Origin of the sequence: Mesorhizobium sp. WSM1293, from assembly GCF_000513875.1 — a bacterium.
GTDB lineage: Bacteria > Pseudomonadota > Alphaproteobacteria > Rhizobiales > Rhizobiaceae > Mesorhizobium > Mesorhizobium ciceri.
Map to the genome: position 1 here is coordinate 394,826 of NZ_KI911319.1, position 12,593 is coordinate 407,418.

Genomic DNA, 12,593 nt, shown 5'->3' on the forward strand with positions numbered 1-12,593 from the left:
CTTTGTCCTTGCCTGGGATGCGTCGCCCTAACAGGCCAAGATGCGCTTTGTTCCGATACCCAGACGACATGCCTGCAGGCCCGGCAGCACCACGATCCACGCATGAGGCTGCCGGATTATGTCGCGTGAGATCTGCCACATCGACGGAAAATGTGGAGAAGTGACAGGCGACAGGAACGCCGGCACCATGAACCAGCGTGGCTGCAAAAAAGCCGTGGTCGAGACAAGCAGTTTCCAGGCGCCGCTATTCTACATGCAGCATGGGTTCGAGGAATTCGGCAAAGTCGAATTCGGAATTCCAGGGCACGCACGCATCTTCCTTCGCAAGGACCTGTTGTAAGTCTTGGGACGGGCGCGCACGGATGGCCATCGGCTAGTTGTTTCAAACGCCAGGTGCTCTGGAACAAATCGACGGTTGCGGAGTTAAAGCGCGTCGCGACGCGCAGTCTTGCAGTCGCGTGTCGAATAGAGTGCATCCCGCTGGAGAGGCATGTGCGTACTGGACATTTCAGAAAGCCGATTGTCATTCAACCTGGCCGGATAGACCGCGACAGGGTTGTGGTTTCGGTGTCGGACGCAGCCGAAGTGCTGCTGCGGGACTGGCCAAAGCCGACATCCGAGAGGCGTCTTGCCGCGATCAGAGCGTGCCTTGCCGTCATGCGAGGCGAAAAGCCGACAAGGGCGGCACGACAGGCGTTCATCGTTGCGGCCAAGGACGCCAGGATTCTGCTGAGCGAGCAAGTCTGACCGTGGCGGGTCGCCTCAGTGCATGCAAGCTTGGTTCCGCCGGCGCCTGCAAGTGCGATACTGCCGAGATCGGTTCGAAGGGGAGAGATTATGGCTAAGATTTCAGGTCTCACGCCTGCCGCGGCCAGAGGCGAAGTTCAGGCAGGAGCAACGCACGACAAGACGCCGGGGTTCGATCCCGCCATTGCCCCGCTTGAGACAGACGCAGAGGCCGCGGACACACAAAATCCGGTCGCTGAGACAAGTCCGCCGCGCACTCGTCCAAAATTCGAAAACGATGCCAGCTTTGCCAATGCCATGCGTCCGGTCGAAGGCGAGCCGGAACTGCGGCCTGGCGGCAACTGGCCGGTGTTGGTGATTGCAGCTGTCGTTTTGACAGCAGCCGTGGTCTTCCTCGCGGCAAGCATGCTGCGCTGAGACTAATCCCGACGATGCAGCACCCACGACCTATTCCTGGAGGTCTGGCGCGTCCTTCATGCCTGAGAGTTCGGTCATTGGGCACAGCAGCCGCGGTCGCGCGGGATCGGAGATGTCGAGCTTGTCCCAAGGAATGCGGTATAGACCGTCGCGGCGGCGTAATCGGAAAAGATCCAGCACCGCCACGCCTATGGCCGAGGCCGAAAGACGCTCGAAAGCAGCGTAGACCCCGACGTGGAATTCGGTGACGACGAAATCGTCACCATCCCGTTCGGCGCGGATCTCCTCGATATAACCGACATTCTTGCCGCGCTGCGAGAGTACGCGCCGCCCCGCCAGATGCTCGAGATTGACCGTGATCATCATCAAGCTCCCGGAATGCGCCCGATGATATGGTCGCGCAACCAGTCCTGCCAGGCGAAGATCGACGTTTCTCGCACATCGATGTCGAACTCGATATCGATGCCGATATCTTTCACCTTGCGCCAGGCGACCCGATGAGGTTCGCCATGCTGCGTGCCGCCCAGCTTGACCGCGAGCCGCGCAATCCAGCGCCCGGGCCGTGCGCCGAGGCGACGCGCCAGGGTGATGGAGCCGAGCTCGATGGCAATGATCTGAGGCGGCTTGCCAGGCCGCAACTGCGCTACCAAACCGTCGACCTTGCCGATCTTGACCTGCTCGCGGTCGACCACCTGCTTGTCCAGGAGATCACGCAGCAACTTCATCATGTGCCTCCGAATATCTGCAGCGGGATGGTCACCACCGCCAGTACGAAGCCAAGCGCGATGATGAAGATGACGGCGGCATTTGACAAAATGCCGTTGCGATGCTCGCCGACATAACGTTTGTCGTTCAGCAGAAACAGGAACGGAACGACGGTCAGCGGAAGGCTGGCAGCCGTCAGCGCCATGGAAAAGATGGTGAGCCTCAGCGGGTCAAGACCAAGCGCGATGGGAATAGCCGCCAACAGCAATGATATCGTGTAGGTGGCGCTGAAACCCGGATCGTCGCGCGGCTTGCGATCCTCGCCCCAATTCCAGCCGAACCCTTGGGCCACAAGATAGGCCTGTTGCAACCCGACCTCGAGTGCGGCGCCGAAGCAGGCGATGGCGAGAGAAGCAACAAACAGCACGAAGCCCCAGAAGCCGAATATGGGGATCAGCATCAACGGCAATTGGTGATAGTCGTCCACCTGGGTGACGCCATGCGTGGCGAGCACGAGAGCGGCCACGATCAACACGCCGATCGAGATGGTGCCCCCGAAGGTCATGCCCAACCCCGCTATGGCCCGATTGGCGCCGAGATAGCTTTTGTCCCACCGGTCCTCGATGGCCCCCGAGGAATAGAACATGAACAGGTAGGGCGATATCGAGGCGCCCAGAATGCTGACCGCCATGAACCAGTAATTGGCGGCATCGTGGACCGGCAGCGAAGGCACGGCGCCCCTTGCGACTGCCGTCCAATCAGGTCTCAGCATCACCGCTCCGACGACGAAACACAGCGTCACCAGACCGAGAAACGACACGCCCTTCTCGATGACGCCGAACGTGCCTTTCCAGAGCAGCAGCCACGCCAGCAAAGCCACCGGCAGTGCCCACCACTGGAAGCCTATGCCCGTGGCAAGTTCGAGCGCGATGGCAACGCCGCCGATCTCGGCGGACAGCACCAGGAAATTGACCAGCAAGGCGGCAAGCAACGGCCATAGAAAGACGTTGAAACCGAACCTTTCGCGGATGCCGTCGGAGATCGTGTGATGGCTCACGGCCGCGAACCGGCCGGACATTTCGACAAGGAAGATGATGCAGACGGTGCCAAGCACCACCGCCCAGATCAACTGGAAGCCAAACATCGCGCCTGCCTGCGCCGCCGTCGCCATGGACCCAACTTCGAGGAAGCCGCCGACGCTGGTGACGACGCCGAGGGATATTTCCATGAGCTTTTTCATGGCTTCGGCGCGAAATACTTGGCGTAGGCGGCAGCGAGCGCACGCGACGCCAGCCGTAAATCCTGTTGCGCGTCTTGGACTTCCAGCCGGTCATCTGCCTGCAGTCCGGCCTCGGCACGCGTCACCGCGACCGACAAATCATTGACTGCTTTTGTCAGAGAAGCTTGCTCGGTGGGTTCACTGGTTTCGGCGGACCGGATTTGCGCCCCCGTATCTACGAGCGTCTTGCCGATCGATTGCAGCGTGTCCACCGTGTATGCGGTCGGCGCCGCCCCTGCCGCCCAGGCGTCCAGCGCCATCAACACGGTCTGCGATGCGGACGCCACGGTTCGTGATTGCTGCTCGATCTGATCGGAAGATGAGCATGCCGAGAGCATCAGCAAAAGCAGGCACAGGCAATCGAGCCTGAGATAGCGGCGGCTAACGATCAAATCAGGCGTTTGGTGCGCCACAGAATAGTCTCCCCGACGCAACAAACCGCGGCCGGCGTGAATCTGATCTAGAGCGCTCGACGAGTCCGTCAACAACCGCGGCTCCCGATCCGGAGCACAAGGCGATCTCATCAGGTTTCGGTTGCTAGTGGGGTGCTGAACGTCAATCGGGGCGATCCCCGCTCGAAGCGTCTTGGATTCCGTATTCGTGAATGAGGCCGAGAACCTGACTTCTGACTGTGTCGCGCGCGTCGGGCTGGATGAAAAACATCAGCCGTTCGACCGCTTCCACAACTGCTTCCGGCAGATCCGAAACCGCATCGGTGAGTTCGCTGCCATGCTCGTACATATTGTCCGTCAGCTTCTTGTCGAGATCGGAAAGGATGCCCATCATCCGCACTCCAGATCGGTGCTGTGTTGATCTCAGTTCGACAGCGTCACGGCCAGGTCACCCTCCCCTGTTGCTGCCAGCCATCGATCACTGTTGCCCCGGCATTTCCGTGTTTTCCCTGGGATTTTTCTGGACGCCGGCAGCCGGGGCGGTATCCGCCGGGGCATTGCCGCCCTGGTTCTGCTCCGGCGCGCGTTTCAGCGGCGAGGTCTGCCATCCCATGTCAACGTAGAAAAAGCCGACGACGAAACCGACAATGATGACCGCCGCTATCACCAGCGAGATTATTGCGTTGCGTCGCTCCATTTGCGGCTCCTTCCATCGCCGAACAGCCCATGACGGAAATAGTTCCACAGGCAAGCGCCCTCAGTGAGGACCGGGTCTGGCGCCTGCCGGCCTGGCCTCCAGCGGTGGGGCGATCCGGGATTGGCGGGATTGGATTGAACCAGCGACGTTCCCATCCCGGCAGCGGGGAACAATCAACGAGCGGCGAGGTTTGGTAGTCGCACTTGCGAGGTTCTGCCATGAAACCTGCCGTTACCGATCATGTCGAAATCAAGAAATACGACCACCCGACGGGCGGGTGGGGATCCCTGTCTTCCTTGATCCGTAAAGCCTATGGCGAAGGCCTTCTGATGTCTGGGATATGGAGCACTCTGCTCAAGCAGAACAAGGCAGACGGCTATATGTGCGTTTCATGCTCATGGGCCAAGCCGGCAGAGCCGCGGCCTTTCGAGTTTTGCGAAAATGGCGCCAAGGCCACGCTGTGGGATCAGACGAAGCTGCGCTGCGGCCCCGATTTCTTTGCACGACATTCCGTCACCGAACTGCTCGATTGGCCGGATTGCGAGCTGGAAAAGCAGGGCCGACTGACCGATCCGTTGCGCTACAATGCCGTCACCGACCGCTACGAGCCGGTGTCCTGGAATGAAGCCTTCGCCGAGATCGGCATGGAACTTCGGCGCCTCGATCCGAAATCGGTGGTTTTCTATACGTCCGGCCGGGCCTCTTTGGAGGCTTCCTTCATGTATCAGCTGTTCGCGCGCATCTACGGTTCGTCGAACCTGCCCGATTCTTCCAACATGTGTCACGAATCGACCTCGGTCGGGCTTCCCAGATCAATCGGCTCGCCGGTTGGAACCGTACAACTCGAAGACTTTTCGCAATGCGACATGATGTTCTTCTTCGGCCACAACACCGGGGTGACGGCGCCGCGGCTGTTGCACCCACTGCAGGAGGCCCGTGAACGCAATGTGCCGGTGTTCACCTTCAACCCCTTGCCGGAGCGAGGGCTCCAGCGCTTCAAGAACCCGCAGAATCCCGTTGACATGCTGTCGCCGGGGCCCGGCACGAAAATGTCCAGCGACTTCTTCCAGGTCCGCGGCGGCGGCGATATCGCCGCCATGACCGGCATCGCCAAGGCTGTGCTCGCGCTCGACGATGCGGCCCGCGAGCAGGGAAGCTCGCGTATCCTCGATATCGGGTTTATCGCGGAACATACGCATGGTTTCGCCGAATTCGAGGCCTATCTGCGCGCTGCCGCGTGGGATGACATCGTCGCCCGGTCGGGCATTGCGCGACCGGATCTGGAGCATGTCGCCGAAGTCTACAGCCGGTCCAATGCGGTGATCGGCAACTATGGCATGGGTCTGACACAGCACAGGCATGGCACCGAAAACGTGCAGATGTTGTGCAATCTGCTGCTGATGCGGGGCAATATGGGAAAACCCGGCGCCGGCATTTCGCCCCTGCGGGGTCATTCCAACGTCCAGGGCCAGCGCACCGTCGGCATATCCGAAAAACCTGAACTCGTTCCGCTCGACAAATTCGCCGAGTTCTATGCATTCGAGCCCCCGCGCGAGAAGGGCCTCGATACGGTCGAGACTTGCGAAGGCGTCATCGCCGGCTCGGTGAAAGGCTTTGTCGGCCTGGGTGGTAATTTCGTCCGCGCCGTGCCCGAAACCGGCCTCGTTGAGAAAGCCTGGCGCAGACTTGGCCTGCATGTCGAAATCGCGACCAAGCTCAACCGAAGTCATCTCCTGCCGGGGGCAGTGACCTATCTGTTGCCCTGTCTGTCCCGGTTGGAAAGAGATCGCCAGGCAAGCGGCGATCAGACCGTTTCCATGGAGGATTCGACCGCCTGCATCCATGGGTCCTTTGGATCGCGCCCGCCGGTTTCGCCAAACCTGCTTTCGGAACCGAAGATCGTCGCGGAGTTGGCCAAGGCCACCGTGCCAGACATGAGTTCGATCCCGTGGGACAAGTGGATTGCCGACTATTCTCGCATCCGTGATGAGATCGAGCGCTGCTTTCCACAGCATTTCCGCCAGTTCAACAAGCGGTTCCTGACACCCGGAGGCTTCCATCGCGACATCAAGGCATCGAAGCGAATTTGGGAAACGCCGAACAAGAAGGCCAATTTCAAGCCGCCCACCACGCTGGAGACAGATCCCGATATCGATGTCTCGGGCCAAAAGGTGCTGACGCTGATCACAGTGCGATCCAACGACCAGTTCAACACGACCGTCTACGGTTATGATGACAGGTTGCGCGGCATCCACGGTACACGCATGGTGTTGCTGATGAATGAGGCCGACATCCAGCGGTTCGGACTGACCGCGGGGCAGCAGATCGATCTCGAAACGCATGCCGATGACGGTGTGGAGCGGCGTGTGCGCGGCCTTCGTGTGACACCCTATTCCGTGCCGCAAGGCAACTGCGCCGGCTATTATCCGGAACTCAATCCCCTGGTGCCCCTATGGCATCGCGCTAAGGAGGCCCACGTTCCGGCCGTCAAGTCCGTTCCCGTAAGAATTGTTTGCTGAGGCCGGAGGCCTCGGTTCCGGCCGGAGAGACGTGTCCGGCGACCGCGCCGTTGGGCACAGAAGCGGCCGTAGCCGCCACTTGGCCTAGCCGCCACTTGGCTTTGGAGATGCCGGCTGGGTTGGCTGCGTACCTTGCTGCTCGCCGCCGGTGCTGGTCTGCGGTGTCGGGTTGGTGTCGGTCGTGGGATTCTTGTCGACCGGTTGGCTGTTCGTAGTGTCCGTCTTGGACTTGGCTGGATCGGCATTATCGTTGCACCCCGCCAAGGCGAGCAATGCCGCCGACATCAATAGCACTGCTCTCATGCTGACTTCTCCTGGAGTTCGGGCGAAGCCGCCTGCCAATGACCTATTCGGTCGAACCGCACCGAAAGCCCTTGCTTGACGGCGCTTCTGGCCAGCAGATGGTCCAGTTCGGCATCTTCAATCGGACTTCGTACGACCTGGCGGATGGCTTTGCAGGCAAGTTCCGTCGAGACGAAATCATATCTCCTGCTCCTGGCTACAACATATTGTTCGACCAGCATTTTTACGCGCCTGAGCGCGATTTCTTCGGCGAATTGCATTTTGTTCCTCCTGCACGCCGAACTGCCGAACCGGTACGTTGTTCCCACCCCGGTCCAAAAACATGATCGTCGAGATGATTAAAGGCTCGCGCTTTCCGAGAGAAAGCGCGAGCGGATCAGGCTGAGGGGGACCCGATCGTCCAGCATCAAACGAGGGGAGCGATGACGCTGCACGGCTACCGAACTCGCACGGACTTGAGTTGTTCCACTTCGCGGTCCCTGAGGTGTTCACAGTCGAATGAACCCTAAATCGGGCGGGCCGGAGACACCGGATCGATCGAGGCCAGCACTGCCTGAAATCACGGAGAATGCGTGTCGGGACGAAGCGATGCCAGGTCGGCCAGGGTGTTGAGAAGGGCAGCGTCGCCTGCCGGCTTCGGCACGAATTTGCAGTTTCGGAAGGGTTTGGGAACGTCACGGGGCCCAAATCCGGTCATGAAGGCGAAGGGGATACCGCGAGCCAACAGTGTTTCGGCCACGGGCAGACTTGTTTCACCGTTCAATTGAATGTCCAGCAGCGCCACGTCGACTTTGCCTGCATCGATAAGTTGACGAGCCGCGGCGACCGACGAGACCGGGCCGATCACGGGATAACCCGCCGCACGCAGGCGAGACGCGACGTCTTCGGCGATCAGCCATTCGTCCTCGACCACCAGAACGCGCGGCCTGTCGTCGCTCACGGCGCCTCCTTGTGGTTTGCCGGAAACGCAATCTGGACGCTGAGGCCGTCCTTGTGGAACGCGGTCTCGACATGGCCGCCCAGCCTGTAATCAATTTCACCCTGCAACAAGGTCAGCCCAAAGCCATTGTCCAACGGCGCCTTGACAGGAGGGCCGTCCTTTTCTCGCCAGCCAAATGTGAAACTGTCATCGTCGATCGACCATTGCACACTGACCTTGCCGTCGGTTTTTGACAAAGCGCCATACTTGGCCGCGTTGGTGGCCAGTTCATGGATGGCCATACTTAGGGAAAGCCCCTGTTGCGGACCTAGTTTGACATCCTTGCCATCGAGTTCGATCCGCTCGATGCCGAATGGTTCGAGCTCCTGCTGGAGCATTTCCCTGACCGAGGCTTCCTTCCATCTCTCCCGGGTCAGCAGGCCGTAGGCCCGCGACATGGCATGCAGGCGACCGATCAGCGCATCCGCGAACTCCTCCTTCGTGTCAGAACTTTCCCGCGTGCGGCTTGCAATGCTGGCGATCACCGCAAGCATATTCTTGACCCGGTGGTTGAGTTCCGAGATGAGCACCTGCTGATGCTCTTCCGCCTGTGCCAGAGTGGTGACATCGACAAGTGTCACCACCACGCCCTGGATCCTGTTGCCCTTGTCGCGATAGGGATTGATGCGGACCATGTGGAACAGGCCCCTGGCATCGCGTGCCAGATGGTGATTCAGGATCTCGCCTGTCTCGAAGACCTTGTCGATGTGCTGCTTCAACTCGGGGTAGTCGAGCTGGCTAGACAGATCCGTCAGCGGCCGGCCGACATCGGAGGGACGCAGGCTGAAGAAGGATGACGCCGCCGGCGTGAAGGTACGGACCACAAGGCTGCGGTCGAGGAAAATGGTCGCGATGTCGGTGCTTTCGAACAGGTTGCGCAGATCGCCGTTGGCGTGGTCGAGCTCATCTATCTTGGCCGTCAACTCGGCGTTGATCGTGTTGAGTTCCTCGTTGAGCGACTGCATCTCCTCCTTCGAGGCTTCGAGTTCCTCGTTGGTGGACTGCGCCTCCTCATTGACGGAGACGAGTTCCTCGTTCGACGATTTGACCTCCTCCAGCGCGGTCTCGTATTCCTCGATCGTCGATTGCAGGCGCTCCCTGGTGTCGCGCAGCTCCCGCTCGAGATCGGCGGTGCTGTCACTGTCACGGCCGCCGCCGTCTTCCTCTGAGCGGGCCTGGGTCGGCCCCGACGGTTCGAACAGGACGAGATAAAGCGGCTCGCCATTGCCACGTTCGGTGAGCGGTTCGATCGTGAGCCTGATCGGCTGGACCCGTTCGTCGTCTTCCTCTACGATGAGGTTTTCCCGCACCACTGTGCGGCGCGTCGTCGTCGCTTCCCGCAACGCGGCGCGGAGGTCCAGTCGCAGCCCACGTCTAGCCATCGTCAGCAACTGCCGGCTGGGAATCCCTTGCGGCGCTTCGAGATATCTGCCGGTCCTGGCCGAATAATAGACGACATCGCCCTCGGCGTTGACCAGGACATGCGGCGGAGCGAAGCGCTCCAGCACCTGCGCCTCGACAGCCTGGCGCAGCGGATAACCGGCGGCTCCCTTCCTTAAGCCGGCGCTTTCAGAGGGAAAGACGCCGGAACGGCTCTCACCGATCAAGGCGGGCAGCCTGATATGCGGCGAGGCATGCTCGCGCGCCTGGAAGAGACGATGTTTCTTGTCGACAGTGGCAAACAGATTGTCGTGCTGCCCAACGCTTTCGGAGGTGCCGAGGAACAGGTAACCGCCGGGCTTCAATGCATAGTGAAAGACAGGGATGACACGGCTCTGGATGCTCGGGCCGAAATAGATCAGCAGATTGCGGCAGGAGACCAGATCCATGCGCGAGAAAGGCGGATCGCGAATGACGCTGTGCGGCGAGAAGATGCACAGTTCCCGTATCTCGTTGCTAATGACATAGCTCTCTCCGTCGCCGTTGAAGAACCGCTGTCGGCGTTCGGGTGAAAGCCCTTGCAGCAAGGCTTCGGGATAGCGTGCCGCCCGGGCCACCGCCAGCGCAGGCTCGTCTATGTCGGTGGCAAATATCTGGACGCGCGGAACGACCGTAAGCTTCTCCATGTGTTCGCGCAGCAGGATGCCGATAGAGAACACCTCCTCGCCCGTGGCGCATCCGGGAACCCAGACCCTGACGGTGTCGCTGGCGGTCTTGCCTTCGAACAACTGCGGTATGATCTTTCGCTCGAGCAACTCGAAGGCATCGGGGTCGCGAAAGAAGTTGGTGACATTGATCAGCAGATCGCGAAAAAGGTTCATCACCTCGCGAGCATCTTTCTTCAGCCAGTCTATATAGGCGCTGATGGAATGGACCTGGGCGATCTGCATGCGTCGCTTCACGCGGCGCAGAAATGTCTTGGTCTTGTAGCCCGAGAAGTCGTGGCCGGAGTGGCTGCGCAGAATGGCGTATATCTGTTCTCGCACCTTATCGATGTCGGCCGTATGGTCGCCATCTTCTTCCGCCAGCCCTTCCAGCGTGTCGAAGCCGCGGGCGAAAGCCTCCAGCTTCGCCCCGATCTCCTCGGCGGGCACAGCGACGTCGACGAGCCCGCTGGCAATAGCGCTCTGTGGCATATCGGGATTGCGCGGCCCGTAGCCGTCGTGCGCTTGCGCGACAGTGAGGCCACCCCGCTCCTTGATCGCCTTGGCGCCCAGCGTTCCATCGGAATCACCGCCCGACAGAATGACGCCCACGGCATATTCGCCCTGGTCTTCAGCGAGCGCACTAAAGAAGATGTCGACGGGTTTGCGCTCTTGGGTAAGCCCGTTGGGCCGCCGCAGGCGCAGCACACCGTTGGCGATCGCCAGAGTGACGTTTTGTGGCATCACGTAGACGTGGTCAGGTACAACAGCTATGCCATCCTCGGCCACAACGACAGGCATCTCGGTGTAGCGGCTGACAACTTCATGCAACAGACTTTCTCGCTTCGGGCTGAGATGCGTGATGATGATGAACGCCATGCCGGGCTGGCTGGTAACGCCTTTGAACAAGCCTTCCATCGCGGGAATGCCACCCGCGGACGCGCCGATGCCAACGATGGGAAATCTAGTCGATCGGGCAGTCACGGCATGTCCCCCTTTCGCCGACCCGACATGAAGTCTCCTCAAGGCCGGATCGAACAGGACACAACCATATAGCGCGCAAGACGTATGGAACAAGACGTCAGGGATGACGTTGAACCCGATATCAATGGTGGTTCAATGACGAAACGCTCTGCTGACATAAAACTCCGAGCGCCAGTGGTGTCAGGGGCGCCTGGATCGCTAGCAGATTCCGATGCGGGGCCCGTCCCGGATCGCATGCTGATGCTTGCGAAGCGGTTGCAGGCGGCCCTGGATGACAGAATTCGGGAAGCGAATGCGCTGCATGCTAACCTCCGTTCCAAGAAAGGATGACGATGTGCGCGACCTGCGGGGGCTGCATATTCTGATAGTCGAAGACGAATGGACGCTGGCGGGAGATCTTGCGCGGTTCTTCAGCAATATGGGCGCCATCATTCTCGGGCCCGCCGCAACCGTCGAACAGGCATCCAAACATACCGAAACGGCCGAAGCTGCAATCCTCGATGTCAATCTCAATGGCCGACGTGTGTTTCCAATCGCCGATGAGTTGATGCGCCGGGGTATCCCCTTCGTGTTCTTCAGTGGCGATGACGACATCGCCATTCCCGATCATCTCCGCTACGCCAGCAATTTGCGGAAATCCTCGGGCAGCCAGGCGGTGTTCAACGCACTTTTTCCCCCGCAGGCACCGGGGCGGGCGAGTTCCACGCCGGACCCGTCCGACGATGTCTTCGCGCTTTTGCCTAAACTGCGACTTGCGGCTCGCCTTTTGCTGGGAGACGTCGACGCATCGGATCGGCTCGTCGAGAGGACGCTCGAGCAAGCGATCCGGGATGTCGACCGCAGACAGCTTGGTCAATCCACTGAAAACTGGCTCAACGGCATCATGCGAGAGATGGCGAAAACCCGCGGCGCAAACCTGATGCATTAGTTTTACCCTCCCTCTCAGGCTGAAGTGGTAAGCCGCGGGGCCGTCATTGTTGACCACATCTCGAAAACTGGGCCGTACAGATCAGCCGCTTGGCTTGTGTCATCAGTCCTTCTGATCGCGCTCGACGAATTTGTTGAAACGGCTGGCTTTCCCCTCCCCGGTCTTGGCCTGATATAGAAAGGCCAGATCGTTCTCGTCGAATATCCGGAAGAACTCGTCCCATTCGATGGGCTCGAATGCTTCCTCAGGCTCACCGAAGTCGATCCGCAGGATGCCGCCCTCGCCTTTTGTGCGCACCACTGCCGGCCGGCCGTCCCGCTCCTCGGCCCACTTGCGAATTTCGTCGTGGTCGGTGGTCGTTTGCGACTGAGACATTGAAATCTCCTTTGATCGGCGTTGCCCCCATGGGACACGCGGGCTGTCGGGCGCCCTAACAGCACAAGGGCGTCAATGTTCCAGCACCGCGCCGTGATCGCGATGCCGGCTCCCAACGAAGTCCGCCAAAGGAACTTTGTTGAAGCAAGGGAACAAACCTTTTGCCGAAAAGTTCGGGGCGCCG

At 60.2% G+C, this 12,593-nt stretch carries 16 protein-coding genes; 5 read left to right on the plus strand and 11 right to left on the minus strand.

The features are described from left to right. Window positions 1-160 precede the first annotated feature (160 nt). The 3 genes from M729_RS0132085 (at window position 161) to M729_RS0132095 (ending at window position 1,164) form a co-directional block, all read left to right on the plus strand. Window positions 161-340, plus strand: a complete 180-nt coding sequence (locus tag M729_RS0132085; RefSeq protein ID WP_024502377.1) for a hypothetical protein — start codon at window positions 161-163, stop codon at window positions 338-340. A 152-nt stretch (window positions 341-492) separates the two neighbouring features. Beyond that, entirely contained in the window at window positions 493-747 is a 255-nt protein-coding gene (locus M729_RS0132090; RefSeq protein WP_013533177.1) for a DUF982 domain-containing protein, read from the plus strand. A gap of 90 nt (window positions 748-837) precedes the next feature. Then, window positions 838-1,164, plus strand: a complete 327-nt coding sequence (locus M729_RS0132095; protein WP_027164009.1) for a hypothetical protein — start codon at window positions 838-840, stop codon at window positions 1,162-1,164. A gap of 30 nt (window positions 1,165-1,194) precedes the next feature. On the opposite strand, the gene M729_RS0132100 is transcribed toward M729_RS0132095, so the two are convergent. The 6 genes from M729_RS0132100 to M729_RS0132125 all read right to left on the minus strand — a co-directional run bounded on the left by M729_RS0132100 (window position 1,195) and on the right by M729_RS0132125 (window position 4,237). Further along, window positions 1,195-1,527: a hypothetical protein gene (locus tag M729_RS0132100; RefSeq protein WP_013533179.1), complete on the minus strand. Its 333-nt coding sequence runs from the start codon at window positions 1,525-1,527 to the stop codon at window positions 1,195-1,197. 2 nt (window positions 1,528-1,529) lie between these two features. Then, the gene (locus tag M729_RS0132105; RefSeq protein ID WP_027164010.1) at window positions 1,530-1,889 is read right to left on the minus strand and encodes a hypothetical protein; all 360 of its coding nucleotides are present in this window, start codon (window positions 1,887-1,889) and stop codon (window positions 1,530-1,532) included. Beyond that, a complete protein-coding gene (locus M729_RS0132110) occupies window positions 1,889-3,109 on the minus strand; it encodes an Nramp family divalent metal transporter (protein WP_027164011.1) in 1,221 nt (406 codons plus the stop codon). The genes M729_RS0132105 and M729_RS0132110 overlap by 1 nt, the downstream gene beginning before the upstream one ends. Beyond that, window positions 3,106-3,561, minus strand: a complete 456-nt coding sequence (locus M729_RS0132115) for a hypothetical protein (protein ID WP_027164012.1) — start codon at window positions 3,559-3,561, stop codon at window positions 3,106-3,108. The genes M729_RS0132110 and M729_RS0132115 overlap by 4 nt, the downstream gene beginning before the upstream one ends. A 142-nt stretch (window positions 3,562-3,703) precedes the next feature. After that, window positions 3,704-3,934 carry a hypothetical protein gene (locus M729_RS0132120; protein ID WP_013533183.1) on the minus strand — a complete coding sequence of 77 codons (231 nt, stop codon included), beginning with the start codon at window positions 3,932-3,934 and terminating at the stop codon, window positions 3,704-3,706. An 84-nt stretch (window positions 3,935-4,018) separates the two neighbouring features. Continuing rightward, window positions 4,019-4,237 carry a hypothetical protein gene (locus M729_RS0132125; protein ID WP_013533184.1) on the minus strand — a complete coding sequence of 73 codons (219 nt, stop codon included), beginning with the start codon at window positions 4,235-4,237 and terminating at the stop codon, window positions 4,019-4,021. A gap of 218 nt (window positions 4,238-4,455) precedes the next feature. Here M729_RS0132125 and M729_RS0132130 point away from each other — a divergent pair, with 218 nt between their 5' ends. Next, on the plus strand, window positions 4,456-6,756 hold the full coding sequence (locus M729_RS0132130; RefSeq protein WP_027164013.1) for an FdhF/YdeP family oxidoreductase: 2,301 nt from the start codon (window positions 4,456-4,458) through the stop codon (window positions 6,754-6,756). An 84-nt stretch (window positions 6,757-6,840) separates the two neighbouring features. Here the strand turns inward: M729_RS0132130 and M729_RS0132135 are convergent, their stop codons facing one another. From M729_RS0132135 to M729_RS0132150, 4 genes are all read right to left on the minus strand, one after another. Then, on the minus strand, window positions 6,841-7,059 hold the full coding sequence (locus M729_RS0132135; RefSeq protein ID WP_013533186.1) for a hypothetical protein: 219 nt from the start codon (window positions 7,057-7,059) through the stop codon (window positions 6,841-6,843). Continuing rightward, window positions 7,056-7,319: a hypothetical protein gene (locus M729_RS0132140; protein WP_013533187.1), complete on the minus strand. Its 264-nt coding sequence runs from the start codon at window positions 7,317-7,319 to the stop codon at window positions 7,056-7,058. Before M729_RS0132140 ends, M729_RS0132135 begins: the two co-directional genes overlap by 4 nt. Window positions 7,320-7,618: 299 nt before the next feature. Further along, window positions 7,619-7,999 (minus strand): response regulator, encoded by a 381-nt coding sequence (locus tag M729_RS0132145; RefSeq protein ID WP_027164014.1) that lies wholly within the window; start codon window positions 7,997-7,999, stop codon window positions 7,619-7,621. After that, entirely contained in the window at window positions 7,996-11,106 is a 3,111-nt protein-coding gene (locus M729_RS0132150) for a CheR family methyltransferase (RefSeq protein WP_027164015.1), read from the minus strand. Before M729_RS0132150 ends, M729_RS0132145 begins: the two co-directional genes overlap by 4 nt. A gap of 334 nt (window positions 11,107-11,440) precedes the next feature. On the opposite strand from M729_RS0132150, the gene M729_RS0132160 reads away from it, so the two are divergent. After that, window positions 11,441-12,034, plus strand: coding sequence for a response regulator (locus tag M729_RS0132160; RefSeq protein ID WP_032809792.1), 594 nt, complete (start codon window positions 11,441-11,443; stop codon window positions 12,032-12,034). A gap of 102 nt (window positions 12,035-12,136) precedes the next feature. Here the strand turns inward: M729_RS0132160 and M729_RS0132165 are convergent, their stop codons facing one another. Further along, the gene (locus M729_RS0132165) at window positions 12,137-12,409 is read right to left on the minus strand and encodes a hypothetical protein (protein ID WP_013533191.1); all 273 of its coding nucleotides are present in this window, start codon (window positions 12,407-12,409) and stop codon (window positions 12,137-12,139) included. Window positions 12,410-12,593 lie beyond the last annotated feature (184 nt).